This window comes from Monashia sp. HAY1-5C (assembly GCF_056755255.1).
The window spans coordinates 1-23,298 of the sequence record NZ_JBPGXG010000070.1 but is presented as its reverse complement, the minus strand read 5'-3'; the positions used below and the strand labels follow the sequence as shown (position 1 = coordinate 23,298).

Sequence of the window (23,298 nt, the reverse complement as noted above, 5' to 3'; positions counted from 1 at the left end):
GGTAGAGGTTGCTGGCGACGAGGACGAGGAAGCCGCCCGCGAGGCCCGCGAGCCCACCGGAGACGAGGACGGCGGAGAACTTGTAGCGGTACACGCTGATGCCGAGGGACTCGGCGGCGACCGGCGACTCCCCGCACGACCGCAGCCGCAGACCGAAGGCGGTGCGCCACATGACCCACCATGTGACGACCAGGAGGAGCACGGCGATGACGGTGAGGATGTTGAGGTTGGTCGTCAGGGCCCGCAGCACCGACGCGAGGTCGGACAGCAGCCACCAGTGCCTCTGCTCGAGGCTCAGCAGCGGGTCCGAGACACCGGGGACCGACAGGAACGGCAGCTGGTGCAGCGGTGGCGACTGCGTCGGACCGCCACCCGGCAGGCCGGTGAAGGTGCGCACCGCGAGGTAGGCGCCGGCACCGGTGCCGAGGAGGTTGATCGCGACGCCGGAGACGATGTGGTCGACCCCGAAGACCACCGTCGCGAGGGCGTGGATGGCGCCCCCGACGACGCCCATGAGGATCGCGCCGAGGATGCCGGCCCACGGGCCGTAGTGGAAGCCGAAGAAGGCCCCACCCCACGTGCCGAGGACCATCATGCCCTCGAGACCGATGTTGACGACGCCGGCCCGCTCGCTCCAGAGGCCGCCCAGACCGGCCAGGCCGATGGGCACTGCGAGACCGATGGCGGCCATGAGCGCGCCGGAGGAGTCGATGTCGTTGGCGCCGGTGACGACCCGCACCGTCGAGACGACGAGAAGGGCGCCGACGACGATCGCCGCCCAGAACCAGCGCGGCCGGCCGGTGCGCGGGGCCGCCGGGGCGGTGGCCGGGGCTGTCTCGGTCAAGACCGGGGCGCTCATACCCGGACTCCTTCCGTCCGGGCGGCGGCTTGCCGGGCGAGCTCGGTGGCGACGCGGCGCTGCTCCAGGCGGACGTTCGCGCGGCGCACGACCTCGTACGCGATGACGACCGACAGCACGATGACTCCCTGGATGACGAGCACGAGACGGTCGCTGACGCCCGCGCTGATCTGCAGGCCGTTGCCCTGCCCGTCGAGGTAGGCCCACAGCAGGGCGGCGAACGCGATGCCGACCGGGTGGTTGCGACCGAGGAGGGCGATGGCGATGCCGGCGAAGCCGAGACCGGCCTGGACCGTGTCGCCGTAGACGTAGTCCTGGCCGAAGAGCAACGGCATGCCGACGAGCCCCGCCGCCCCGCCCGAGATGAGCATGGAGGTCAGCACCATCCGCTTGACCTTGACCCCGCTCGCGATGGCCGCGGACTCGCTGCGGCCGGTCGCACGCAGGTCGAAGCCGAACCGGGTCTTGTTGATGACGAACCAGTAGAGGATGCCGACGAGGATCGCGAGGACGACGAGGCCGTAGACCTTGCTCGGCGTCGCGATGATGCCGTCGAGGGAGATGCCGGGGACGCGGGAGTCCTCGGGCAGCGGCTTGGTGTTCGTGGCGTTGCTGCCCTGGACCCGCTGCGCGGTCTTGCTCAACAGGAACGCGACGAGGAAGGTCGCGATGGCGTTGAGCATGATCGTCGAGATGACCTCCGACACCCCGCGGGTCACCTTGAGCAGGCCGGCGATGCCGGCCCACACGGCTCCCGAGGCCATGGCCACGACGAGCGCGACGATGATGTTGAGCCAGCCCGGCAGGTAGCCCTGGCCCGCGAAGAGCGCTGCGGCGAACGAGGCGACGCGGTACTGGCCGTCGACGCCGATGTTGAACAGGTTCATCCGGAAGCCGATGGCCACCGCGATCGCCGAGAGGTAGTAGACGGTCGCGCCGTTGATGATGGCGATCACCTGGCGCGGCAGCGGCACCTTGAACAGCTGGGCCCACACCGCGCCGACCGGGTCACCCGCGACGAGCAGGATGATCGTCGTCACGACGACCGCAACGACGATCGACAGGAGCGGCGCCGCGGCTCCCATGAGGAGACGGCGGGCGTCGAGGCGGGTGCTCATCGGGTCTTCCCCTCGTCGTCGGTGCCGGCATCGAGCTCGTGGGTCGACGCTGCCCAGGTCGGATCCGCAGGGCCGTCCGCCGTGGGGTCGGCCGTGGAGTCCACCGTGGAGTCCACCGTGGAGTCCGCCGTGGCGCCCACGGTCGCATCGGCGCTCGCACCGTGCGCGGCCTCGGCGCCGGCGGGCGAGTGCGCGCCCGTCATGGCCGCGCCGAGCTCCTCGCGGGTGACGACGTCCGGGTCGAACTCGCCGGAGAGGCGTCCGCGGAGGATGACGCGGATGGTGTCGGACAGGCCGACGAGCTCCTCGAGGTCGGCCGAGATGAGCAGGACGCCGAGGCCCTCGCGGCGGGCCGCCTTGATGTGGTCCCAGATCGCCGCCTGCGCGCCGACGTCGACGCCGCGGGTCGGGTGGGCGGCGACGAGGACGCGCGGGTTGCGGCGCATCTCGCGGCCGATGATGAGCTTCTGCTGGTTGCCGCCCGACAGCGAGCCGGACGTGACGTCGATCGAGGGCGTCCGCACGTCGAACTGCTCGACGATCGTCTGGGTCTCGCGCTTGGCGCCGCCGGCGTTGACGAGGATGCCGCCGGGACCGGTCACGTTGATGCCCTCGGTCTGGTGGCCGAGGATGACGTTCTCCCAGAGCGGCGCCTCGAGGAGCAGCCCGTGACGGTGGCGGTCCTCGGGGATGTAGCCGATGCCGGCCTCCCGGATCTCGCGGACCTGCCAGTCGGAGATGTCGACGTCGCCGAGGAGGATGCGCCCGCTCGAGGGTTCGCGCATGCCCATGATGACCTCGACGAGCTCGGCCTGGCCGTTGCCCTCGACGCCGGCGATGCCGACGACCTCGCCGGCGTGGATCGTCAGGTCGATGGAGTCGAGCAGGTCGCGGCCGCCCGCGGGGTCGGCGAGCGAGGTGTTCTCGATGGTCAGGACCGGCGTCTGGGTGACCGTGGACTCCTCGGTCGAGGGCGACGGCAGCTCGGACCCGACCATGAGCTCGGCGAGCTGGCGCGGCGTCACGCCCGTCGGGTCGACCTCGGCGACGGTGGTGCCGCGCCGGATGACGGTGATGGCGTCGGCGACCTTGAGCACCTCGTCGAGCTTGTGCGAGATGAACACGACCGTCAGGCCCTCGGACTTCAGCTCACGCAGGTTGTCGAAGAGCTCGTCGACCTCCTGCGGCACGAGGACCGCGGTGGGCTCGTCGAGGATGATGATGCGCGCGCCGCGGTAGAGGACCTTGAGGATCTCGATGCGCTGGCGGGCGCCGACGCCGAGGTCGGCGACGAGCGCGTCCGGGCGCACGCCGAGGCCGTAGGCCTCGGAGATCTCGCGGATCTTGGCGCGCGCGGCGTCGCCGATACCGTGCAGCTTCTCGGCCCCGAGGACGACGTTCTCGAGCACGGTGAGGTTGTCGGCGAGCTGGAAGTGCTGGAACACCATGCCGATGCCCACGGCGATGGCGTCGGCGGGCGAGCGCAGCTGGCGCACCTGGCCGTCGACCTCGATGGTGCCCTCGTCGGGCTGCTGGACCCCGTAGAGGATCTTCATGAGCGTCGACTTGCCGGCGCCGTTCTCGCCGACGATCGCGTGGACCGTGCCCTTGTCGACGGTGAGCGCGATGTCCTTGTTGGCGACGACGCCCGGGAAGCGCTTGGTGATGCCCTCGAGCCGGACGGCGGGGGTACCGCGGTGGACGGCCTGCGGAGGCTCGCCGGGCTCGCCCCCGGTCACGGACTCGTTGGTGACGATGACACACACTCCTCATGCGGGCCCGCGTCGACGCGGGCGTCGATCGAGTATTGAACCAGCACCTGCGAACCTAACAACCCGCGACGTGCCGGGGGGTGAACTCCGGAAGATGCGACGGCCCGGACGACGCGCACGCGCCGCCCGGGCCGCCCGGGAGGGCCGGCCGCTACGGCCGCGGCCCCTGTGAGCCCAGCAGATCAGGACTTCGGGACGGTGATCTCGCCCGAGATGATCTTCTGCTTGTAGTCGTCGAGCTTGCTCTTGATGTCGTCGATGTGACCACCGGTCGTGGCGTAGTCGACGCCGCCGGCCTTGAGGTCGAAGATCTTGTTGCCGGCCTTGAAGGTGCCGTTCTTCACCGAGGTGATGTAGTCGAAGACACCGACGTCGACCTTCTTGATCATCGAGGTCAGGATGACGTCGCGGACGTCGGCCGGAGCGGTCTTGGCCTGGTCGGAGTCGACACCGATGGCCCACTTGCCGGCCGCCTTGGCCGCCGTGAAGACGCCGCCGCCGGAGCCGCCGGCCGCGTGGTAGACGACGTCGGCGCCGCCCTGGTACATGCCGTCGGCCGCGGCCTTGCCCTTGTCGACGGAGTTGAAGCCCGAGAAGTCCGGCGGCTGCGTCAGGTACTTGACGTCGATCTTGATGTCCGGCTTGACGGCCTTGGCGCCGGCCTCGTAGCCCGCCTCGAACTTCTTGATGAGGTCGGTCTGGACGCCGCCGATGAAGCCGATGTGGTTCGTCTTGGTCTTGAGGGCGGCGGCCGCACCGACGAGGAAGGAGCCCTGCTCCTCGGCGAAGGTGATCTGTTCGACGTTCGGGCCGGCCGAGTCGGGCGAGGCGTCGTCGACGATGGCGAACTTGACGTCGGGGTTGGCCTTGGCGGTCTCCCCGACGGCCTTGGCGTACGCGAAGCCGACGGCCACGATGTTCGTGTAGCCGGCGTCGATGAGCTGCTGCAGGCGCTCCTTGCGTGCCGACTCGGGCTCGCCGTTGACCGCCGAGGCCTCCTTGGTGTCGGCCCCGAGCTCGGACTTGGCCTTGTCCAGGCCGGCAGCGGCGGCGTCGTTGAACGACTGGTCCCCGCGGCCACCCACGTCGTAGGCCATGCCGATCTTGAGCGTGCCGCCACCGGCGGAGCCGGTGGACCCGCCGCCCGTGCTGCCGGGGGACGTCGTGTTGCCGGTGCTGCTGCCGCAGGCCGCGAGGCCGAGAGCGGCGGCGGCCACGACAGCCGCGGCCTTCGTTGCGTGACGCAAGGGTTGCTCCTTAGGAATATCGACGAGCCGACGACGACATCGGCCCAGATAGCACGGAACTGTAGACCCGGGTGGGCAACGTTCTGCGCGGCTCGACGCAAGTCGCAGGAAGTGTTACCGATCCGCGACCGCTCCGACGTGAGATCGACAGGACACCGGGCGCCGGCTGTGCGATGGGTCCGAACCGACCGGGCGTCTCCGGCGAGGCCGCCGGGTCGCAAGAGTCGCCCGGGTCGCCCGGGTCGCCGACGTCCTCAGCGGGCCAGGCCGAGGCGGCGGGGCCGGTCGGTCTCGACTCCGCGCCCGGAGGCCGCGGAGAAGACGACCCCGGCCAGGGTCCGCGCACCGATGGCGATGGCGGCCTCGTCGACGACGAGGTCGCCCCGGTGCAGGTCGTACGTCGGGCCACCGGGCGTCCGCGTGCCGAGCCGCGCCATGGCGCCGGGGACGTGCGTCAGGTACCAGGCGAAGTCCTCGCCGCCGAGCGACTGCGGCGTCGACGCGACGAAGGCCCCTGCGCCCGTGACCGCGGCGGTCAGCGCGTCGATGCAGCCGGCGTCGTTGACGACCGGCGGGACACCCTTGGTGATCGTCACGTCGGCGTGCACCGCGTACGGTGCGACGACGCCGTGGACGACCTCCTCGAGGAGCCGCTCGACGCCGTCCCAGATGCTCGCGTCGAGCATCCGCAGCGTGCCGCCGACCTTGCCCGAGGAGGGGATGACGTTGTGCGCGCCGCCGGAGTGGACCGAGCCCCAGACGAGCGCCGCGCCGGCACGGGGGTCGAGCCGTCGCGACAGGACGGCGGGCACGTCGGTGATGACCTTGGCCAGCGCGTACGTGAGGTCCTGGGTCAGGTGCGGCCGCGACGTGTGTCCACCACGTCCGCTCAGGGTGACCTCGACCTGGTCGGCCGCCGCCGTGATGGCGCCGACGCGCAGCCCCACCTGGCCGGCGTCGAGGCCGGGGTCGCAGTGGAGCGCGAAGATCCGGTCGACGCCGACGAGACCGTCCTGGGCCACGACGTCCTCGGCGCCGCCGGGCATCAGCTCCTCGGCCGGCTGGAAGACGAGGCGTGCGCCGACGCGAGCCGCGATGAGGCGTGCCTCGACCTGCTTGAGCGCGAGAGCGGCGCCGAGCAGGGCCGTCGTGTGCACGTCGTGGCCGCACGAGTGGCTGACGCCGTCGGTGCCGGAGGCGAACTCCAGCCCGGTGGTCTCGCGGATCGGCAGGGCGTCGAGGTCGGCCCGGAGCGCGACCCGCTGCACGGGGTCGGCGGCTCCGAGGTCGGCGACCAGGCCGGTGCCCCGGAGCCGGCGCATCCGGATGCCGGCGTCCTCGAGACGCTCGGCCACCGCCGCGGTGGTGCGGACCTCGCCGCGCCCGAGCTCGGGGTGGGCGTGCAGGTCGCGACGGAACGCGATGAGCTCGGCCACGTGCTCCTCGACGACGCGCCCGATGGCGTCGAAGGGCAGCGGGAGCGCGGCGTCGGTCACGAGCACGGGATTGTAGCGAGAGGATGGACCCTCCCCGGCATCCGGGGAGAGTCGGCGTGGGCCTCACCCCGACGAGGACCGGCAGGAGGCGGCGTGGACGGACGGGCGGCGGAGGCGTCGGCGGTGCCGGGCGAGCCGGCCCCGGTCGACGTCGGGGAGGTGCTGCGTCGGGTCGACGACTCCCTGCCGTTCACGACCGTCACGCCCGAGGCCTCGCCCGCGACGACGTGGTGCGCCGACGTCCTCGCCCACGCCCGCGCCGGCGCGGACCCTCTCGCGCCGTGGCGCGACGCGCTGCGCACGCAGATGACACGGCGTCATGGCGTTCCCGTCGCCCCGCACGTGCCTGCGGCGTTCGTGCTCCAGTGGTGGTGCGAGGTGGCCGCGACGCCGCTCGCCTTCGCGGCCGCCCTCGGGCCGTGGGTGCTCGCACCCGAGGCCGCCGGGCTCGGGTTCGAGCTCGCGCCGGGTCTGAACCCGCACCGGATCGTCGTCGACCCGCAGCACGTCGTCGTCACGACCGAACCCGACGCCGAGGATCGTGCGGCGCTCGCCCGCAGCCGCTACGACGCCCTCGTCCACGACGTCGTCGCCGGGTTCGCGCCCGAGGTGCGGATGGGCTCGCGGCAGCGCTGGGGCGTCGTCGAGGACGTGTGGGTCACGGCGTCACGGCTCGCCACCGGTGCGGCCGGGCGGACGACCGGGCCGGAACCGCGGCGGGTCTCGTGCTGCTTCATCTACGCGCTGCCGGGGATGCGCGAGTGCGCGGCGTGCCCGCGCGGCGGATCCCCGTCGCACCGTCGATAGCCCGAACTAGGGTGTGGCCATGCCGTACCGGACCCCATCGCCCGACCTGTTCGTCGTCCGGAAGGAGGTCCGGGAGGCGCTCGACGCGGGCCGCGGCGTCGTCGCCCTGGAGTCGACGATCCTCGCGCACGGGCTGCCGCACCCGGACAACGTCGAGGTGGCCGCACGGATCGAGGACGCGGTGCGCGCCGGCGGCTCCGTGCCCGCGACGATCGCGGTGCTCGACGGGGTCGTGCACGTCGGCCTGGGTCCGGCCGAGGTCGAACGGGTCTGCACCGAGCCCGACGTCGCGAAGCTGTCGGTGCGCGACGTCGGCGTCGCCGCCGCCCTCGGGCGCACCGGCGCCACGACCGTGGCCTCGACCTCGGCCCTCGCGCACCTCGCGGGCATCCGCGTCTTCGCCACCGGTGGCCTCGGCGGGGTGCACCGCGGCGCGTCCGAGACCTTCGACGTGTCGGCCGACCTCGGCGTCATCGCGTCGACGCCGGTCCTCGTCGTCTGCGCGGGGGTCAAGTCGATCCTCGACGTCGCGGGCACGCTCGAGTACCTCGAGACGCTGTCGGTGCCGGTCCTCGGCTACCGGACCGACGCGTTCCCGGGCTTCTACCTGTCCGACTCCGGGCACCGCGTGCCGTGGCGCGTCGAGACGCCCGAGGAGGCGGCGCGCGTCGTCGCCGCCCGCGACCGCCTCGGCACCGACCGGGCCGGCGTGGTCCTGGCCAACCCGCTCCCCGAGGACCGCCAGGTCGACCGCGGCCTGCACGACCGCCTGGTGGCCGAGGGCCTCGCGGTCCTCGAGCGGGAGGGCGTGCACGGCAAGGACGTGACGCCCCGGCTGCTCGAGTACTTCCACGACAGCTCGGGTGGCGAGTCCCTGCGCGCCAACGTCGAGCTCGTCCTCGCCAACGCGCGCCTGGCCGGCGAGGTGGCAGCCCACGTCGCCCGGCTGTCTCGACCGGGTGCGGGGGCCTGACCGATGCGGTCGGTGGTCGTCGTCGGTGACGTCGGGCTCGATGTCATCACGGCACCCGGTGGGCCGATCCGGTGGGGGACCGACACGCCCTCGTCGGTGCGGCTCGTGCCGGGTGGCGCCGGTGGCAACTCGGCCGCGTGGCTCGCGTGGGCCGGCATGCCGGTCACCGTGGTGGCCCGTGTCGGCAACGACCTCGCCGCCCGCGCCGTCGCCGCGGACCTCGCCGAGCGGCACGTGCGCACGGCCTTCGCCGTCGACCCGGTGCTGCCCACGTGCGTCGTCACCGTGCTGCTCGATGCGGACGGCGAGCGGACGATGCTGCCCGACCGCGGCGCGAACCGCGCCTTCTGTCCCGACGACGTGTGGCTCGCCGACCTGCCCCACGACGACCGCGAGCCGCCGCACCTGCACCTGTCCGGCTACGTCCTGCTCGACCGCGGGTCACGGGACGGCGGGCTCGAGGCGCTGCGGCAGGCCCGCGACCTCGGTTGGAGCGTCTCGGTCGACCCCCAGGCGTCGGCTCTCGTCGACCGGGAAGGCGCCGAGGCCTTCCTGTCGTGGGTCGACGGCGTCGACCTGCTCCTGCCCAACGCCTCCGAGCTCGCGGCGCTCGGCGGGTTCGAGCGGGTGCTCGCCCGGGTGCGGGAGGTCGTCGCGACCGACGGCGCGTCGGGGGCCCGGTGGGTCGGCGAGGGGACCGACGAGGCGGTCGAGGCGCCCCTGGTCGAGCACGTCGATGCCACCGGAGCCGGGGACGCCTTCAACGCCGGCCTCCTGTCGGTGTGGCTGAGCGGCGGCTCGCGCGCGGCCGCGCTGCGCGCCGGCGTCGAGGCGGGCTCGTCCGCGTGCCAGGGCCTCGGGGCCCGGCCCCGCTGACCCCACCCGTCTGCTCCCCTGACCCCGCCCTCTCGCGCGGCTCACCGCGCAACTTCTCGTCCGCCGGCGGGCCGGGTGGCCGGACCGAACCGGCCGAACGGCTCCCAGGGCGCGTTTCCGAGGTTCGATCCGGCCACCGGACCCTGTGGAGGACGCGCTCGCGGCATCGACTCCGGGAGGCAGCATCGGCGCATGCGCGCGGTCAAGGCTCTGGTTCGGCTCGGCGGTACGGCGACCCGTCGGCAGCTGCGGTTGTCCGTGGTGCACTGGCGACACGTCGACGCGGCCCTCGACGCCGGCGTCGTGGTGCGCACGTCACGGGGCCGCTACTGCCTGGCCGGGACCGACGCGTCCCGCGCGGCCGCCCTCCGGCTCAGCGGAGCCGCATCGCACACGACGGCGGCGCTGCACTGGGGCTGGAAGGTGCGGATGGCGCCGCCGGAGCCGCATGTCACCGTGCGGGCCAAGCGAAGCCTGGTGGCGGGCGCGTCCGAGGGCGTGACCGTGCACTGGCGCGACCTCGACGCCGACGACGTCGCCGACGGCTGGGTGACGACGCCGGTCCGCACCCTCATCGACTGCTGCGTGGACCTGCCGTTCGCGGACGCGCTGTCGGTGGCCGACTCCGCGCGTCGCTCGGGCCTGGGGCCGCGGGAGGTCCTGGCCCGCAGCGCCTGGCTCCCCCGGCGCCAGCGGGACCGGGTGGCACGCGTCGTCGCTGCGTCGGATGCTCGAGCAGCCGGTCCGTTCGAGTCGTCGCTGCGGGCGATCGCCCTCGACGTGCCGGGGCTCGTCGTCGAACCCCAGACGCGGATCCGGTACGAGGACTTCTACGCCCGGGTCGACCTCGCGGACGAGGCTCTGCGGATCGTCCTCGAGGCCGACAGCCATGAGTTCCACGTCGAGCGCGGGGCCTTCGACCGGGACTGCCGGCGCTACAACGGCCTCGTCGTCCGCGGCTGGCTCGTGCTGCGGTTCACGTGGGAGCAGGTCATGTTCGAGCCGGGGGTCGTCAGACGTGTCCTCGAGGACGCGGTCGCCCTGCGGCGGGCCCAGGGCGTGCGTCGCCTGCGCTCGGGACGAGTGACCGGAACCAACCGGGTCCAAGGCGCCTGAGGAGGCGTGAACCGGGTTCGTTCCGGCCACCCGGCCCGGCGGATAACGGCGGGGTGGGCGCGGCGTCGTGGGCTGGGCGTGGGCAGGAGGTCGGCGGGTCAGAAGGTCTCGCGGGGCTGGTAGGTGCCCCACACCTGGCGCAGGGCGTGGGCGACCTCGCCGCCGGTGGCGCGGGCGGCCAGCGCCTCCTTCATCGGGTAGAGGACGTTGTCGGTGCCGCGGGCGGCCTCCTGCAGCCGGGCCAGGGCGGCGTCGACCGCGGTCTGGTCCCGGCCGGCGCGCAGCGCGGCGAGCCGTTCGCGCTGCTCGACCTCGATCTGCGGGTCGACCCGCAGCGGCTCGTAGCGCTCCTCCTGCTCCAGGGTGAACCGGTTGACCCCGACGACGGTCCGTTCCCCGTCGTCGATCTGCAGCTGGACCCGGTAGGCGGAGCGTTCGATCTCGGACTTCTGGAAGCCCTGCTCGATCGCGGCGACCGCCCCGCCGCGGTCCTCGACCTGGCCGATGAGCTCGAGCGCGGCGGCCTCGATCTGGTCGGTCATCGACTCGATGACGTAGGAGCCGGCGAACGGGTCGACGGTCTTGGTCACGTCGGTCTCGTACGCGATGACCTGCTGGGTGCGCAGCGCGAGCCGGGCCGCCTTCTCGGTCGGCAGCGCGATGGCCTCGTCGAAGCTGTTGGTGTGCAGAGACTGGGTGCCGCCCAGCACCGCCCCGAGGCCCTGCAGCGCGACCCGGACGAGGTTGACCTCCGGCTGCTGGGCGGTCAGCTGCACCCCGGCGGTCTGCGTGTGGAACCGCAGCATCATCGACTTGGGGTTCGCCGCGCCGAACTGCTCCTTCATGATCCGGGCCCAGATCCGGCGGGCCGCCCGGAACTTGGCCACCTCCTCCAGCAGCGTCGTGCGCGCCACGAAGAAGAACGACAGCCGCGGCGCGAAGTCGTCCACGGCCAGGCCGGCGGCCTGCGCGGCCCGGACGTACTCCATCGCGTTGGCCAGGGTGAAGGCGATCTCCTGCACCGGCGTCGCGCCGGCCTCGGCCATGTGGTAGCCGCTGATCGAGATGGTGTTCCAGCGCGGCAGCTCCCGCTGGCAGTAGGCGAACACGTCCGCGACCAGGCGCAGCGACTCGCGCGGCGGGTAGATGTAGGTGCCGCGGGCGATGTACTCCTTGAGCACGTCGTTCTGGATCGTGCCGGTCAGCGCGTCGCCGGGCACGCCCTGCTCCTCGGCGACCAGCTGGTAGAGCAGCAGCAGCGTCGAGCCCGGCGCGTTGATCGTCATCGACGTGGAGATCTTGTCCAGCGGCAGCCCGTCGAACAGAACCCGCATGTCCTCCAGGCTGTCGATGGCCACCCCGACCTTGCCGACCTCGCCGTGCGCGATCGGCTCGTCGGAGTCATAGCCCATCTGCGTGGGCAGGTCGAAGGCCACCGACAGCCCACCGGTGCCGGCCTGCACCAGCTGGTGGTAGCGCTCGTTGCTCTCCTTGGCGGTGCCGAACCCGGCGTACTGGCGCATCGTCCACGGCCGTCCGGTGTACATCGACGGGTACACCCCCCGCGTGAACGGGTAGCCCCCCGGCGCGCCCAGCTTGGCCGCCGGGTCCCACCCCGCCAGCGCCGACGCGTCGTACACGGGCTCGATGGGCAGGTCGGACTCGGAGCGCGCGCCGGTGCTTTCAGCCATGGTGCCGAGCGTAGCCACGGGCCCGGCGCGTACGGGTCCGTCGGGGCCCCGACGTTGTCGATCTCACGTCCCCGGCAGGTGCGTCCGGCCTGCCGTAGGCGCTGGGGACCCCTCAGGCGCCGGGCGGCTCACGCGTCGGGCGGCTCACACGTCGGGCGGCTCACGCTCGGGCGGCTCACGCCTCGGTCGGCCACTGCGCCGCGACCTGCGCCCGGCGCCGCTCCCAGCTCTCGTGCATGCCGGCCATCTCCTGCGCGACGTGGTCGAGGAACTCGACGGACAGGGCGAGGCGCCGACCGGCCGCGCTGTCGACCCCGCCGACGGCCTCGAGCCCGGCCCGGACCGAGGCCTCCATCTGACCGAGCAGCCGGTCGCGGCTCAGCATCGCCTCGTGCCACGCGTCGAGGTGCACGACGTAGACGTCGCGACGCGAGCCACGCTCGCGCTCCTTGCCGATGAGGTGGGTCTGGGTCAGGTACTGGACGGCACCCGACACGGCTGCGGGGCTGACGTCGAGGGCCTCGGTGAGCTCGAGCGCGGTCATGCGTCCGTCCTCGTCGGCCAGCAGCTGGGCGAAGACGCGGGACGCGAGCCTTGGCATGCCGGCCTCGGTGAGGACGTTGCCGAACCGCTCGACGTAGGCGGCGACCGCTCGTTCGTCGCGCTCGGTCATCCACCGCTCCTTCGGTCGTCGGGCCTTCACCCTAACCATCCGCCATAACATTCAGTAAATCGTGAATCCTGTGTATTGTCGATGGCATGACCACGGCGATCGAGGTCCACGACCTCCGCAAGACGTTCGGCCACGTCGTCGCCCTCGACGGCCTCGACCTCGAGGTGTCCGCCGGCGAGATCCATGGGTTCCTCGGTCCCAACGGCGCCGGCAAGTCGACGACGATCCGGATCCTCCTCGGCCTGCTGCGCGCCGACGCCGGTCGCGCGTCGCTGCTCGGCGGGGACCCCTGGCGCGACGTCGAGACGCTGCACCGGCGTCTGGCCTACGTCCCCGGCGACGTCGCCCTCTGGCCAAACCTCACCGGCGGGGAGGTCATCGACCTGCTCGCCCGGCTCCGCGGTGGCATCGACGAGCGGCGGCGCGCCGACATGCTCGCCCGCTTCGACCTCGACCCGACGAAGAAGGGCCGCTCGTACTCCAAGGGCAACCGGCAGAAGGTCGCCTTGGTCGCCGCGCTGTCCTCCGACGTCGAGCTGCTCGTCCTCGACGAGCCCACCTCGGGTCTCGACCCGCTGATGGAGGCCGTCTTCAAGGACGCGGTCCGCGAGTTCCGCGCTGCCGGTGGCACCGTCCTGCTGAGCAGCCACATCCTGTCGGAGGTCGAGTCGCTGTGCGACCGCGTCAGCATCATCCGCGAGGGACGCAACGTCGAGTCCGGGACCCTGGCCCAGCTGCGGCACCTGTCCCGGACGCGGGTCGAGGCGACGCTCGACCGGCCGGCGGACCCGGCCCGACTCGCCGCCCTCGACGGCGTCTCCGACGTCGTGGTGTCCGACGGCCACGTCTCGTGCAGCGTCGAGAGCGCCCACCTCGGCGCGCTGCTGGCGCTGCTCGGCAGCCACGGGATCACGGCCCTGACCAGCGCCCCCCCGACGCTCGAGGAGCTCTTCATGGAGCAGTACCGGCCCAGCGCTGCCGGGGTCCGCGCCGACGGGACACCGGCCGGGGTGGCGACGCCGCGATGAGCGCCCTCACCGGAACGGGCTCGCTGCTTCGCCTGGCGTCCCGGCGCGACCGGGTCCTCGTGCCGGTGAGCGTCCTCGCCCTCACCGGGTTCGCTGCGGGGTCGGCCCGGGCGACGCTCGACCTCTACCCGACCCTCGCCGGCGCCCTGTCGGTCTTCCGACCGATCATCGACAGCCCGGCGACGGTCGCGCTCTACGGCCCGGCCACGAGCCTGAGCCTCGACTCCTTCGCGGTGTTCAAGACGATCCTGCTCGGCGGCGTCTTCGTGTGCCTGCTCGCCTACATCGTCGTGCGCCGGCACACCCGCACCGAGGAGGAGGCGGGCCGGCTCGAGCTGCTCGGCGCCGGGGCCGTCGAGCGCCGCGCACCGCTGACGGCCGCGGTCGCGCTCGGCGCCGGGGCCGTGGTCGCCACGGCCGTGCTCAGCGCCGCCGCCCTCGCCGGCGTCGGCCTCGACGGACGGGGCTCGCTCGCGTTCGCCGTGGCGTGGGCCGTCATGGGCCTGTCCTGGGTGGGCATCACCGCCGTCGCGGCCCAGCTGACCGAGACGACGCGGGGCACGGCGGCGATCTCGCTGGGGGCACTCGGCGTCGCCTTCGTGCTGCGGGCACTCGGCGACACCGCCGCGGAAGGCAGCCCGGCGCGGTTCCTCGTGTGGCTCTCACCCCTGGGCTGGGGCGAGCGTGTGTCGCCCTACGGCGCCGACGACCTCCGGCCGCTGTGGCTCGGCCTCGCCGCGTTCGTCGTCCTCGTCGGTGCGGCGTTCCGGCTGCGCGAGCGCCGCGACCTCGGTGCCGGGATCCTGCCGAGCCGACCGGGGCGGGCCCGCGGGTCGATGCGGTCCGTCGGGGGCCTGACGGCCCGTCTCGCGCGGGGGACCCTCGTCGGCTGGTCGGTCAGCGTCGTCGTCCTCGGCTCGGTCGTCGGCTCGATCGCGACGAGCGTCCAGTCGCTGGACTCGTCCGGGTCGACGCGCGAGCTCCTGCAGAAGCTCGCCGGTGCCACGGGCCAGGACAGCTCGATGGCCGACGCCTTCTTCGCGACCGAGCTGCACATCGCCGCCTACGCCGTCGCCGCGATGGGCATCTCGCTCGTGACCCGGCTGCACACGGAGGAGGCCGCGCTGCGCGCCGAGGCGCTGCTCGCGACCGGGGCGACGCGGACCCGTTGGGCCCTCTCGCACCTGCTCCTCGCGTCCGTGGCCACCGCCGGGGCGATGGGGCTCCTCGGCCTGACCGCCGGTCTGGCGGCCGGCCGGACCGCCGGAGACGGCGCCGGCTCCGTCGGCCGCCTGGTCGCGGCCGCGCTCGTCACCGTCCCGGCCATCTGGGTCTGCGTCGCCGTCGCGATGCTGCTCGTCGGGGCCGCCCCGCGGCTCACCGGTCTCGCGTGGGCGGCCCTCGTCGTCTTCCTGCTCCTCGGCGAGCTCGTCCTCGTCCTCGGCCTGCCCCCGTGGATGACCGACCTGTCGCCGTTCGGTCACGTGCCCTCGATGCCGGCCGACGAGCTGCGGGTCCTGCCCCTCGTCCTGCTCACCGGGGTCGCGGTGGCCGTCGCGGGCCTCGGGCTGGGCGCCCTGCGGCGGCGCGACATCGGCTGAGCGTCACCCGCCCGGGCGGGCGCCGGCGCGTGTCGGGCCGTGGTCGGGCCGGGGCCGGGCGGGGCTCGGACCCGCTCGGCCACCTGGCTGCCCATCGGTACGGTGTCCCCCATGAGTGCGATCCCCGGCTTCTGGGCCGTCATCCCCGCCGGCGGGTCCGGCACGCGGCTCTGGCCGATCTCGCGCCGCCAGTCCCCCAAGTTCCTCCACGACCTCACCGGGTCCGGACAGTCGCTCCTGCGCGCCACGTGGGACCGGCTCCAGCCGCTCGTCGGCGAGCAGATGCTCGTCGTGACGGGCATCGCGCACGAGGACGCCGTCCGGGCGCAGCTGCCGATGCTCGGGCACGACGCGGTCGTCGGGGAGCCCTCGCCGCGCGACTCGATGCCGGCGATCGGCCTCGCCGCCGCGATCCTCGAGCGGCGTGACCCGGAGGCCGTGCTCGGGTCGTTCGCCGCCGACCACGTCATCGCCGACACGGACGCCTTCGAGCGCGCGGTCCGCGAGGCCGTCGCCGTCGCGCGGGAGGGCGAGCTCGTCACCATCGGCATCGAACCCACCCACGCGGCAACCGGATTCGGCTACATCCGACTCGGTGCACCGCTGGCCGTCGCGGGTGCACCGAGCGCCCACCGTGTCGACGACTTCGTCGAGAAGCCGGACGCCGACACCGCACGCCGCTACCTCGAGACCGGCGAGTACCGTTGGAACGCAGGGATGTTCGTCGTCGGCGCCACGACCCTGCTCGAGCTGCTCGCAGAGAACCACGCCGACATGGTGGACCACCTCCGGATCATCGCGGCGGACCCGCGTCGCATGCGCGACCTCTGGCCCGGACTCCAGAAGATCGCCATCGACCACGCCGTGGCCGAGCCGGCCGCCGCCGCGGGGCGGGTCGCCGTCGTGCCGGCGGCGCTCGGCTGGGACGACGTCGGGGACTTCGCCTCCCTGACCCATCTCGTCGACGCGTCGAGCGACGTGCCGGGCATCACCGCGATCGGGCCCTCCGACGACATCCTCAGCATCGACTCCACGGCGACGGTCGCCACCGGAGGCCGTCTCGTGGCCCTCATCGGCGTCGAGGACCTCGTCGTCGTCGACACCCAGGACGCCCTCCTCATCACCCGACCGGAGCGCGCCCAGGACGTCAAGCGGATCGTCGAGGAGCTCACCGCCCGCGGGCGCACCGACCTCACCTGACTCACCTCGCGGCGTCCGCGCCGGCCCTGTCACAGCGAACCCGCCCGTGGTGAGCCGGGAGGCGCGACAGTGGAGCCATGACCTCGATGCTGCCCGACGAGGGCGAGTACCTGACGACGGGCTGGGAGCGCGACCTCGACCCCGCCGACTCCCTCGTGCGCCAGGGCATCGACGCGCACGTGTCATGGGCCCGCGCCCTGACGACGGCGGCGCGCGGGCGCTTCGTCGACGCCGACAGCTTCTCCGCGGGCATGGGGGGTGGCGCCTCGGCGATGCTCAACTGGGCGATCGTCACGCGTCCACCCGACGACTGGGGTGCGCTCGCCGCCGGCGTCGTCGCGACCTACGGGCCCGACGCGTCGGCCATCCTCGTGAGCCCCTTCCCGGCCCCAGACCTCGCGGCGCACGGGCTGGGGCTCGTCGGGCACCCCCCGTTCATGCTCCGCCCGACGTCGACCGTCACCGAGCCGCCGGTCTCGACCGTCGACGTGCGCGAGGCCACCGACCCGGTCGCCCTCGCCGACGCCCAGCGCGTTCTCGTCGAGGGCTACCCGATGCCGGACATGGCCCAGCTGCCGCCCGGTGACTTCTACCGTCCGGAGGTCGTCGACGGCAGGACGCGGATCTTCGTCGGCTACGTCGACGGCGAGCCGGCGGCGACGTCGGCCGCGCACTCGGCGGCCGGGCTGACCGTCGTCGAGAACGTCGCGGTCCTGCCGTCGGCCCGCGGCCGTGGCGCCGGCGCGGCCCTGACGTGGGCGGCCACGACGGCCTGGCCCGGGCAGCCGGCGGCGCTCGTCGCGAGCGACGCCGGCCAGCCGGTGTACGAGCGGCTCGGCTACCTGCGCCTCGTCCGCTGGACGTGCTGGGTCAAGCCGTAGAACCCGGCCAGAACCCGTCGAGGGAGCCGACACGAGCCGTCGAGGCGGTCTCCGGCACGAGGTCGTCACCCAGTCGTCACCCGACCCACGTCAGCGCGTCGCCCGGCGGGCCCGCCGGACCGCGACCGTGGTGGCGTGCGCATCGCGATCGTCACGGAGTCGTTCCTGCCGAGCGTCAACGGCGTCACGACGAGCGTCTGCCGCGTCGTCGAGCAGCTGCGCCGCCGTGGTGACGAGGTCGTCGTCATCGCACCCCGCTCACGCGAGCTCGGGCCGTCCCAGTTCGAGGGTGCGACCGTCCACCGCGTCGCGTCGCTGCCGGTGCGCCAGTTCGACGTCGGCCTGCCCGTGCCCGAGATCGAGCGCCTCCTCGCGGGTTTCGGTCCCGACGTCGTGCACGTCGCCAGCCCGTTCGTCCTCGGCGCCCGCGGTCTGGCCGCGGCCCGCGCGCTGGACCTCCCGGCGGTCGCCGTCTTCCAGACCGACATGGCGGCCTACGTCCGGCAGCACACGCCCGGGCCCGCGGGCGCAGCGGCGGCCGCGACGACGTGGCGCTGGATCCGCCGGATCCACGGCTGGGCGGACCTGACGCTCGCCCCGTCGAGCGCGGCCCTCGACCAGCTGCGCGAGCAGGACGTGCCGCGCACGGTGGTCTGGGGCCGCGGCGTCGACGCCGAGCTGTTCAACCCGGCCTGGCGCGCCGACGCCCTGACCCGCGCGCTGCGTCGCGAGCTGGCGCCGGACGGCGAACGCCTCGTCGGCTACGTCGGCCGGCTCGCCCCGGAGAAGGAGGTCGAGCGTCTCGCCGAGCTCGCCGACCTGCCGGGCACCCGCCTCGTCGTCGTGGGCGACGGACCGTCCCGGACTGCCGTCGGCACCGCGCTCACCGAGGCGGTCGCGGCATCCGCTCGCCGCCCGAACCGGCCACCCGTCCTGCTCGGGCCCCGGCACGGCGACGACCTCGCCCGGGCGTACGCGTGCCTCGACGTCTTCGTGCACACCGGGAGCGCGGAGACCTTCGGCCAGACCATCCAGGAGGCCGGCGCCAGCGGCCTGCCCGTCGTCGCACCGCGGGCCGGAGGCCCGATCGACCTCGTGACCGACGGGCTCAACGGCTACCTCTTCGACCCCGCTGAGCCCGGGTCACTGCGCAGGCAGGTCGGCCGCGTGCTCGCCTCGCCCGCCCACGCCGAGGACCTCGGGCGGCGCGGACACGACCTCGTCCGAAACCGCTCGTGGGGGTCGCTGGTCGGGCGGCTCCTCGAGCACTACACGACGGCGGTCACCTCCCGCGACGCAACCCGGCGCGCGGTCGTCCACCCGGCCGCGTGAGCGCGCCGGAGTCCGAGCGGCGTACCTGAGGCGGACCGACACGGATGGGCCGCCATCACCCGGATGTGACGCACGTGACACTAGAGTGAGGACGGCGCCCGACCAACGACGGTGGAGGTTCGCACGATGAGTGACACGAGGCTCGACCCGGCTTCGAGCGGAGGGTCCGTCGCCGGTGGCGTCGGCTCGCCGGGCAGGGCCCGGATCGGCGCGCGGACGCTGCGGACCGACCGCTGGTGGCTCCCGCCGGCGGTCACCTTCACGCTCATCGTCATCTGGCTGCTCTACGCCCTCGTCCGCACCTCGATGCAGCGCGACTACTTCGTGGCGACCTACCACTACCTGACGCCGTTCTACTCCCCCTGCGTGACGGCCTCGTGCCACCCCGAGGCGCGGCACCTCGGCACCTGGATCGGTGAGATGCCACCCCTCGTGCCGTACGCCTTCTTCCTCCTGCCGATCCTGCTCGGCTTCCGGCTCACCTGCTACTACTACCGCAGGGCGTACTACCGGGCGTTCTGGCTCTCGCCACCCGCCTGCGCCGTCGCCGAGCCGCACGCGACGTACACGGGCGAGACACGCTTCCCGCTCATCCTCCAGAACGCCCACCGCTACTTCTTCTACGCCGCCGTCGTCGTGTCGGCCATGAACACGCTGGACGCCTTCGACGGGTTGCACGGCAAGGACGGCGGGGTGGGGGTGGGCCTCGGCACGGTCGTGATGCTCGTCAACGTGGCCTTCCTGTGGCTCTACACGCTGTCGTGCCACTCGTGTCGCCACCTCATGGGCGGCCGGCTCAAGCACTTCTCGAAGCACCCCATGCGCTACCGCGCGTGGACCGTCGTGTCGCGGCTCAACACCCGCCACATGCAGCTGGCCTGGATCACCCTGGGCACCCTGATGATCACCGATCTCTACATCGCCCTGGTCGCGTCCGGGGCCCTGACCGATCTGAGGTTCTACAACTGATGGCCGCCGAGCTGGAGACCCACCACTACGACGTCCTCGTCGTCGGTGCCGGCGGGGCGGGCCTGCGGGCCGCCATCGCCGCCCGCGAGGCCGGCCTGCGCACCGCGATCATCTGCAAGTCGCTGTTCGGCAAGGCGCACACCGTCATGGCCGAGGGCGGCATCGCCGCGAGCATGGGCAACGTCAACAGCAGGGACAGCTGGCAGGTGCACTTCCGCGACACGATGCGCGGCGGCAAGTTCCTCAACTCGTGGCGGATGGCCGAGCTGCACGCCAAGGAGGCCCCCGACCGCGTCTGGGAGCTGGAGACGTACGGCGCGCTCTTCGACCGCACCCCCGACGGGCGCATCAGCCAGCGCAACTTCGGCGGCCACGAGTACCCCCGCCTCGCGCACGTCGGTGACCGCACCGGCCTCGAGCTGATCCGCACGATGCAGCAGAAGATCGTCTCCCTCCAGCAGGACGACCAGCGCGCGTCGGGCGACCCGGAGAGCCACCTCAAGGTCTTCGCGGAGGTCACGATCACCGACCTGCTCCAGGACGAGCGCGGTGCCGTCGCCGGAGCCTTCGGCTACTTCCGCGAGTCAGGGCGCTTCGTCCGGTTCAACGCACCGGCAGTCGTGCTCGCCACCGGCGGCATCGGCAAGTCCTTCAAGGTGACCTCGAACTCGTGGGAGTACACCGGGGACGGCCACGCCCTGGCGCTGCGCGCCGGCTCGACGCTCGTCAACATGGAGTTCGTCCAGTTCCACCCGACGGGGATGGTCTGGCCGCCCTCCGTCAAGGGCATCCTCGTCACCGAGTCCGTGCGTGGCGACGGCGGGGTGCTCAAGAACTCCGAGGGCAGGCGCTTCATGTTCGACTACGTGCCCGACGTCTTCCGGGGGCAGTACGCCCAGACGGAGGAGGAGGGCGACCGCTGGTACACCGACCCGGACAACAACAAGCGCCCGCCCGAGCTGCTCCCCCGCGACGAGGTCGCGCGTGCGATCAACTCGGAGGTGAAGGCCGGGCGCGGCTCGCCCCACGGTGGCGTGTTCCTCGACATCGCGTCGCGGCGCAGCCCCGAGGAGATCCTCAAGAAGCTGCCGTCGATGCACCACCAGTTCAAGGAGCTCGCCGACGTCGACATCACCCGGGAGGCGATGGAGGTCGGCCCGACGTGCCACTACGTCATGGGCGGTGTCGAGGTCGACCCCGACAGCGCTGCCGCCGCCCGGGTTCCCGGCCTCTTCGCCGCAGGTGAGGTCTCCGGGGGCATGCACGGGTCGAACCGCCTCGGCGGCAACTCCCTGTCCGACCTGCTCGTCTTCGGGGCGCGCGCCGGGGCCGGTGCGGCCGCCTACGTCCGGCAGCTCGGCGAGGCCCGACCGGTCGCCCCGCAGTCGGCGGTCGACGCCGCGGCCGCCACCGCGCTCGCCCCCTTCGAGGAGGAGGGCGGCGAGAACCCGTACACCCTCCACCAGGAGATGCAGCAGACGATGAACGACCTCGTCGGCATCATCCGCAAGGCCGAGGAGATCGAGACGGCGCTCACGAAGCTCGAGGAGCTGAAGGAGCGGGCCGGGCACCTGACGGTCGAGGGCCACCGACAGTTCAACCCCGGCTGGCACCTCGCTCTCGACCTGCGCAACATGCTCGCGGTGAGCGAGTGCGTCGCGCGGGCGGCCCTGCTGCGTCAGGAGTCCCGCGGCGGCCACACGCGCGACGACTACCCGGACATGGACCCGCACTGGCGCGCCCGCAACCTCATCTGCTCGGTCGAGGGTGAGGGCATACGCGTCGACGAGCAGCCGATGCCGGCGATGCGCGAGGACCTGCTGGCCCTCTTCGAGCGCGACGAGCTGGCCAAGTACCTCACGCCTGCCGAGCTCGCGGGCATCGGGGCCACCGGTCAGCCGACGGACGGGAGCGGGTCATGACCTACGACGCGGCGTTCCGGGTGTGGCGCGGCGACGCCGACGGTGGCGAGCTCGTCGACTACACCGTCGAGGTCAACGAGGGCGAGGTCGTCCTCGACGTCATCCACCGGCTCCAGGCCACCCAGTCGGGCGACCTCGCCGTCCGGTGGAACTGCAAGGCCGGCAAGTGCGGCTCGTGCAGCGCCGAGGTCAACGGCATCCCCCGGCTGATGTGCATGACGCGCATGTCGACGTTCAGCGAGACCGAGACGGTGACCGTGACCCCGATGCGGGCCTTCCCCGTCATCCGCGACCTCGTCACCGACGTGTCGTTCAACTACGAGAAGGCACGGCAGATCCCGGCCTTCGCCCCACCGGAGGGCGTCGCGCCGGGCGACTACCGGATGCAGCAGGTCGACGTCGAGCGCTCGCAGGAGTTCCGCAAGTGCATCGAGTGCTTCCTCTGCCAGAACACGTGCCACGTCCTGCGCGACCACGAGGACAACAAGGAGGCGTTCGCCGGGCCGCGCTTCCTCATCCGGGCGGCCGAGCTCGACATGCACCCGCTCGACGCCCGGCACGACCGCGCCGACCGCGCCCGCGACGAGCAGGGCATCGGGATGTGCAACATCACGAAGTGCTGCACGGAGGTCTGCCCGGAGCACATCCGGATCACCGACAACGCGATCATCCCGATGAAGGAGCGCGTCGTGGGCAGGCGCTACGACCCCCTCGTCTGGCTCGGCTCGAAGATCGGCCGACGCAGGACCTGAGCACGGGTCGAGGCCCGAGGTCTCGACCCGTGCCCGGTCGTCGGGTCAGCCCTGGGCGCCCAGCGAGCGCCAGTACGCGTTGAGGGCCCCGTTGGTCTTGACGAACCACACGATGGGACCGACGAGGACGAAGACCCCGAGCACGGCCCACAGCCCGGTGACGGCGCTGACCGGCGCCCGTTGCCCGCGGCGCTCGTAGAGGCGTCCGACCTCGGCAGGCGACAGGAACGCCGACACGATCCCCGCGAAGAAGGCGATGACGAGGCCGAGGGCGCCGCCGATGCCCTCACCCGTGTGCCGCTTCATCTCCTCGTGCGTCTGGTAGTACCAGACCCAGGAGTACACCCCGAGGGTGACGATGCAGAGCAGCATGCACACGCCGGTGGAGCGCACCTTGCCGACGGGGCCGGTGCCCGGGCCCGCGTACTGGTGGGCCGAGGGCAGCAGGGGCGCCGCGGCAGCGGGCGTCGGCGCGACGGTGGCCGACGAGTCCGGCGCGGTGCTCGGGGCGGGGAACGAGTGGTGGTGGTCGGTGGCCGGGATCGGCTCGGTCATGGGTCCTCCGATGTGAGTTGACCCGGCAGAAGGTACTGAGCGGCGGGGCCTCGCGCAGCGCTTTGGGGGCAACACCGGCGCGGCGTCCGACACGGCGCTTCGTGGAAATGGTCACACTCGCGGCGTACCGGAGGGTAGGCGGCCGAGGCCGCTCAACAGCGGGGATAGGGTGCCCCCGTGGCGACAAACACTCTCCCGGCGACGGGATCGAACAGACCTGCATCCGCTCGCCGAACCACCGTCTTCATGAAGATCCTCATGGCGGTCTCGGGCGCGCTCTTCGTGTTCTACGTGCTGGCGCACATGTACGGCAACCTCAAGATCTTCGCCGGGGTCGAGGCGTTCGACGACTACGCGCTCCACCTGCGCACCATGTTCACGCCGATCCTGCCGTTCGGTGGTTTCCTCTGGCTCTTGCGCGCCCTCCTCG

20 protein-coding genes and 1 pseudogene are annotated in these 23,298 nt (G+C 72.8%); 13 read left to right on the top strand and 8 right to left on the bottom strand.

Annotated elements, in window-relative coordinates; translation table 11 throughout:
* The 5 genes from ACR9ZK_RS12185 to ACR9ZK_RS12165 form a co-directional block, all read right to left on the bottom strand.
* Positions 1-859: ABC transporter permease (locus tag ACR9ZK_RS12185; protein WP_481342183.1), on the bottom strand; the 859-nt coding region annotated here is incomplete at its 3' end.
* Positions 856-1,977, bottom strand: coding sequence for an ABC transporter permease (locus ACR9ZK_RS12180; RefSeq protein ID WP_481342182.1), 1,122 nt, complete (start codon positions 1,975-1,977; stop codon positions 856-858). The genes ACR9ZK_RS12180 and ACR9ZK_RS12185, both read right to left, overlap by 4 nt.
* A complete protein-coding gene (locus ACR9ZK_RS12175) occupies positions 1,974-3,743 on the bottom strand; it encodes an ABC transporter ATP-binding protein (RefSeq protein ID WP_481342181.1) in 1,770 nt (589 codons plus the stop codon). The genes ACR9ZK_RS12180 and ACR9ZK_RS12175 overlap by 4 nt, the downstream gene beginning before the upstream one ends.
* 188 nt (positions 3,744-3,931) lie before the next feature.
* Positions 3,932-4,996, bottom strand: coding sequence for a BMP family lipoprotein (locus ACR9ZK_RS12170; RefSeq protein ID WP_481342180.1), 1,065 nt, complete (start codon positions 4,994-4,996; stop codon positions 3,932-3,934).
* Between the two features lie 254 nt (positions 4,997-5,250).
* On the bottom strand, positions 5,251-6,492 hold the full coding sequence (locus tag ACR9ZK_RS12165; RefSeq protein ID WP_481342184.1) for an amidohydrolase: 1,242 nt from the start codon (positions 6,490-6,492) through the stop codon (positions 5,251-5,253).
* A gap of 93 nt (positions 6,493-6,585) precedes the next feature.
* On the opposite strand from ACR9ZK_RS12165, the gene ACR9ZK_RS12160 reads away from it, so the two are divergent.
* The 4 genes from ACR9ZK_RS12160 to ACR9ZK_RS12145 all read left to right on the top strand — a co-directional run bounded on the left by ACR9ZK_RS12160 (position 6,586) and on the right by ACR9ZK_RS12145 (position 10,264).
* Positions 6,586-7,299 (top strand): (2Fe-2S)-binding protein, encoded by a 714-nt coding sequence (locus ACR9ZK_RS12160; protein WP_481342179.1) that lies wholly within the window; start codon positions 6,586-6,588, stop codon positions 7,297-7,299.
* Between the two features lie 19 nt (positions 7,300-7,318).
* Positions 7,319-8,272: a pseudouridine-5'-phosphate glycosidase gene (locus ACR9ZK_RS12155; protein WP_481342178.1), complete on the top strand. Its 954-nt coding sequence runs from the start codon at positions 7,319-7,321 to the stop codon at positions 8,270-8,272.
* 3 nt (positions 8,273-8,275) lie between these two features.
* On the top strand, positions 8,276-9,148 hold the full coding sequence (locus ACR9ZK_RS12150; RefSeq protein ID WP_481342177.1) for a carbohydrate kinase family protein: 873 nt from the start codon (positions 8,276-8,278) through the stop codon (positions 9,146-9,148).
* 192 nt (positions 9,149-9,340) lie between these two features.
* The gene (locus ACR9ZK_RS12145) at positions 9,341-10,264 is read left to right on the top strand and encodes a DUF559 domain-containing protein (protein WP_481342176.1); all 924 of its coding nucleotides are present in this window, start codon (positions 9,341-9,343) and stop codon (positions 10,262-10,264) included.
* A 98-nt stretch (positions 10,265-10,362) separates the two neighbouring features.
* Here ACR9ZK_RS12145 and ACR9ZK_RS12140 read toward each other — a convergent pair whose 3' ends face one another.
* Together ACR9ZK_RS12140 and ACR9ZK_RS12135 are read right to left on the bottom strand one after the other, a co-directional pair.
* Positions 10,363-11,955 carry an acyl-CoA mutase large subunit family protein gene (locus ACR9ZK_RS12140; RefSeq protein ID WP_481342175.1) on the bottom strand — a complete coding sequence of 531 codons (1,593 nt, stop codon included), beginning with the start codon at positions 11,953-11,955 and terminating at the stop codon, positions 10,363-10,365.
* A gap of 175 nt (positions 11,956-12,130) precedes the next feature.
* Positions 12,131-12,628 (bottom strand): GbsR/MarR family transcriptional regulator, encoded by a 498-nt coding sequence (locus ACR9ZK_RS12135; protein ID WP_481342174.1) that lies wholly within the window; start codon positions 12,626-12,628, stop codon positions 12,131-12,133.
* 86 nt (positions 12,629-12,714) lie between these two features.
* Here ACR9ZK_RS12135 and ACR9ZK_RS12130 point away from each other — a divergent pair, with 86 nt between their 5' ends.
* From ACR9ZK_RS12130 to ACR9ZK_RS12095, 8 genes are all read left to right on the top strand, one after another.
* A complete protein-coding gene (locus ACR9ZK_RS12130) occupies positions 12,715-13,656 on the top strand; it encodes an ABC transporter ATP-binding protein (RefSeq protein ID WP_481342173.1) in 942 nt (313 codons plus the stop codon).
* A complete protein-coding gene (locus ACR9ZK_RS12125; RefSeq protein WP_481342172.1) occupies positions 13,653-15,257 on the top strand; it encodes an ABC transporter permease in 1,605 nt (534 codons plus the stop codon). Before ACR9ZK_RS12130 ends, ACR9ZK_RS12125 begins: the two co-directional genes overlap by 4 nt.
* A gap of 111 nt (positions 15,258-15,368) precedes the next feature.
* Positions 15,369-16,457 carry a mannose-1-phosphate guanylyltransferase gene (locus ACR9ZK_RS12120; protein WP_481342171.1) on the top strand — a complete coding sequence of 363 codons (1,089 nt, stop codon included), beginning with the start codon at positions 15,369-15,371 and terminating at the stop codon, positions 16,455-16,457.
* A gap of 77 nt (positions 16,458-16,534) precedes the next feature.
* Positions 16,535-17,338 (top strand): GNAT family N-acetyltransferase, encoded by an 804-nt coding sequence (locus ACR9ZK_RS12115; RefSeq protein ID WP_481342170.1) that lies wholly within the window; start codon positions 16,535-16,537, stop codon positions 17,336-17,338.
* 135 nt (positions 17,339-17,473) lie between these two features.
* Complete coding sequence (locus tag ACR9ZK_RS12110) at positions 17,474-18,670, top strand: glycosyltransferase family 4 protein (protein ID WP_481342169.1); 1,197 nt, start codon at positions 17,474-17,476, stop codon at positions 18,668-18,670.
* Between the two features lie 126 nt (positions 18,671-18,796).
* Positions 18,797-19,639 carry a hypothetical protein gene (locus ACR9ZK_RS12105; RefSeq protein WP_481342168.1) on the top strand — a complete coding sequence of 281 codons (843 nt, stop codon included), beginning with the start codon at positions 18,797-18,799 and terminating at the stop codon, positions 19,637-19,639.
* The gene (locus tag ACR9ZK_RS12100) at positions 19,639-21,561 is read left to right on the top strand and encodes a fumarate reductase/succinate dehydrogenase flavoprotein subunit (RefSeq protein ID WP_481342167.1); all 1,923 of its coding nucleotides are present in this window, start codon (positions 19,639-19,641) and stop codon (positions 21,559-21,561) included. Before ACR9ZK_RS12105 ends, ACR9ZK_RS12100 begins: the two co-directional genes overlap by 1 nt.
* Positions 21,558-22,313, top strand: a complete 756-nt coding sequence (locus ACR9ZK_RS12095) for a succinate dehydrogenase/fumarate reductase iron-sulfur subunit (protein ID WP_481342166.1) — start codon at positions 21,558-21,560, stop codon at positions 22,311-22,313. The genes ACR9ZK_RS12100 and ACR9ZK_RS12095 overlap by 4 nt, the downstream gene beginning before the upstream one ends.
* A 45-nt stretch (positions 22,314-22,358) precedes the next feature.
* Here the strand turns inward: ACR9ZK_RS12095 and ACR9ZK_RS12090 are convergent, their stop codons facing one another.
* Positions 22,359-22,868 carry a DUF4234 domain-containing protein gene (locus ACR9ZK_RS12090; RefSeq protein WP_481342165.1) on the bottom strand — a complete coding sequence of 170 codons (510 nt, stop codon included), beginning with the start codon at positions 22,866-22,868 and terminating at the stop codon, positions 22,359-22,361.
* Positions 22,869-23,114: 246 nt separating this feature from the next.
* On the opposite strand from ACR9ZK_RS12090, the pseudogene ACR9ZK_RS12085 reads away from it, so the two are divergent.
* Positions 23,115-23,298 (top strand): annotated as a pseudogene (locus tag ACR9ZK_RS12085) (succinate dehydrogenase); the annotation flags it as partial.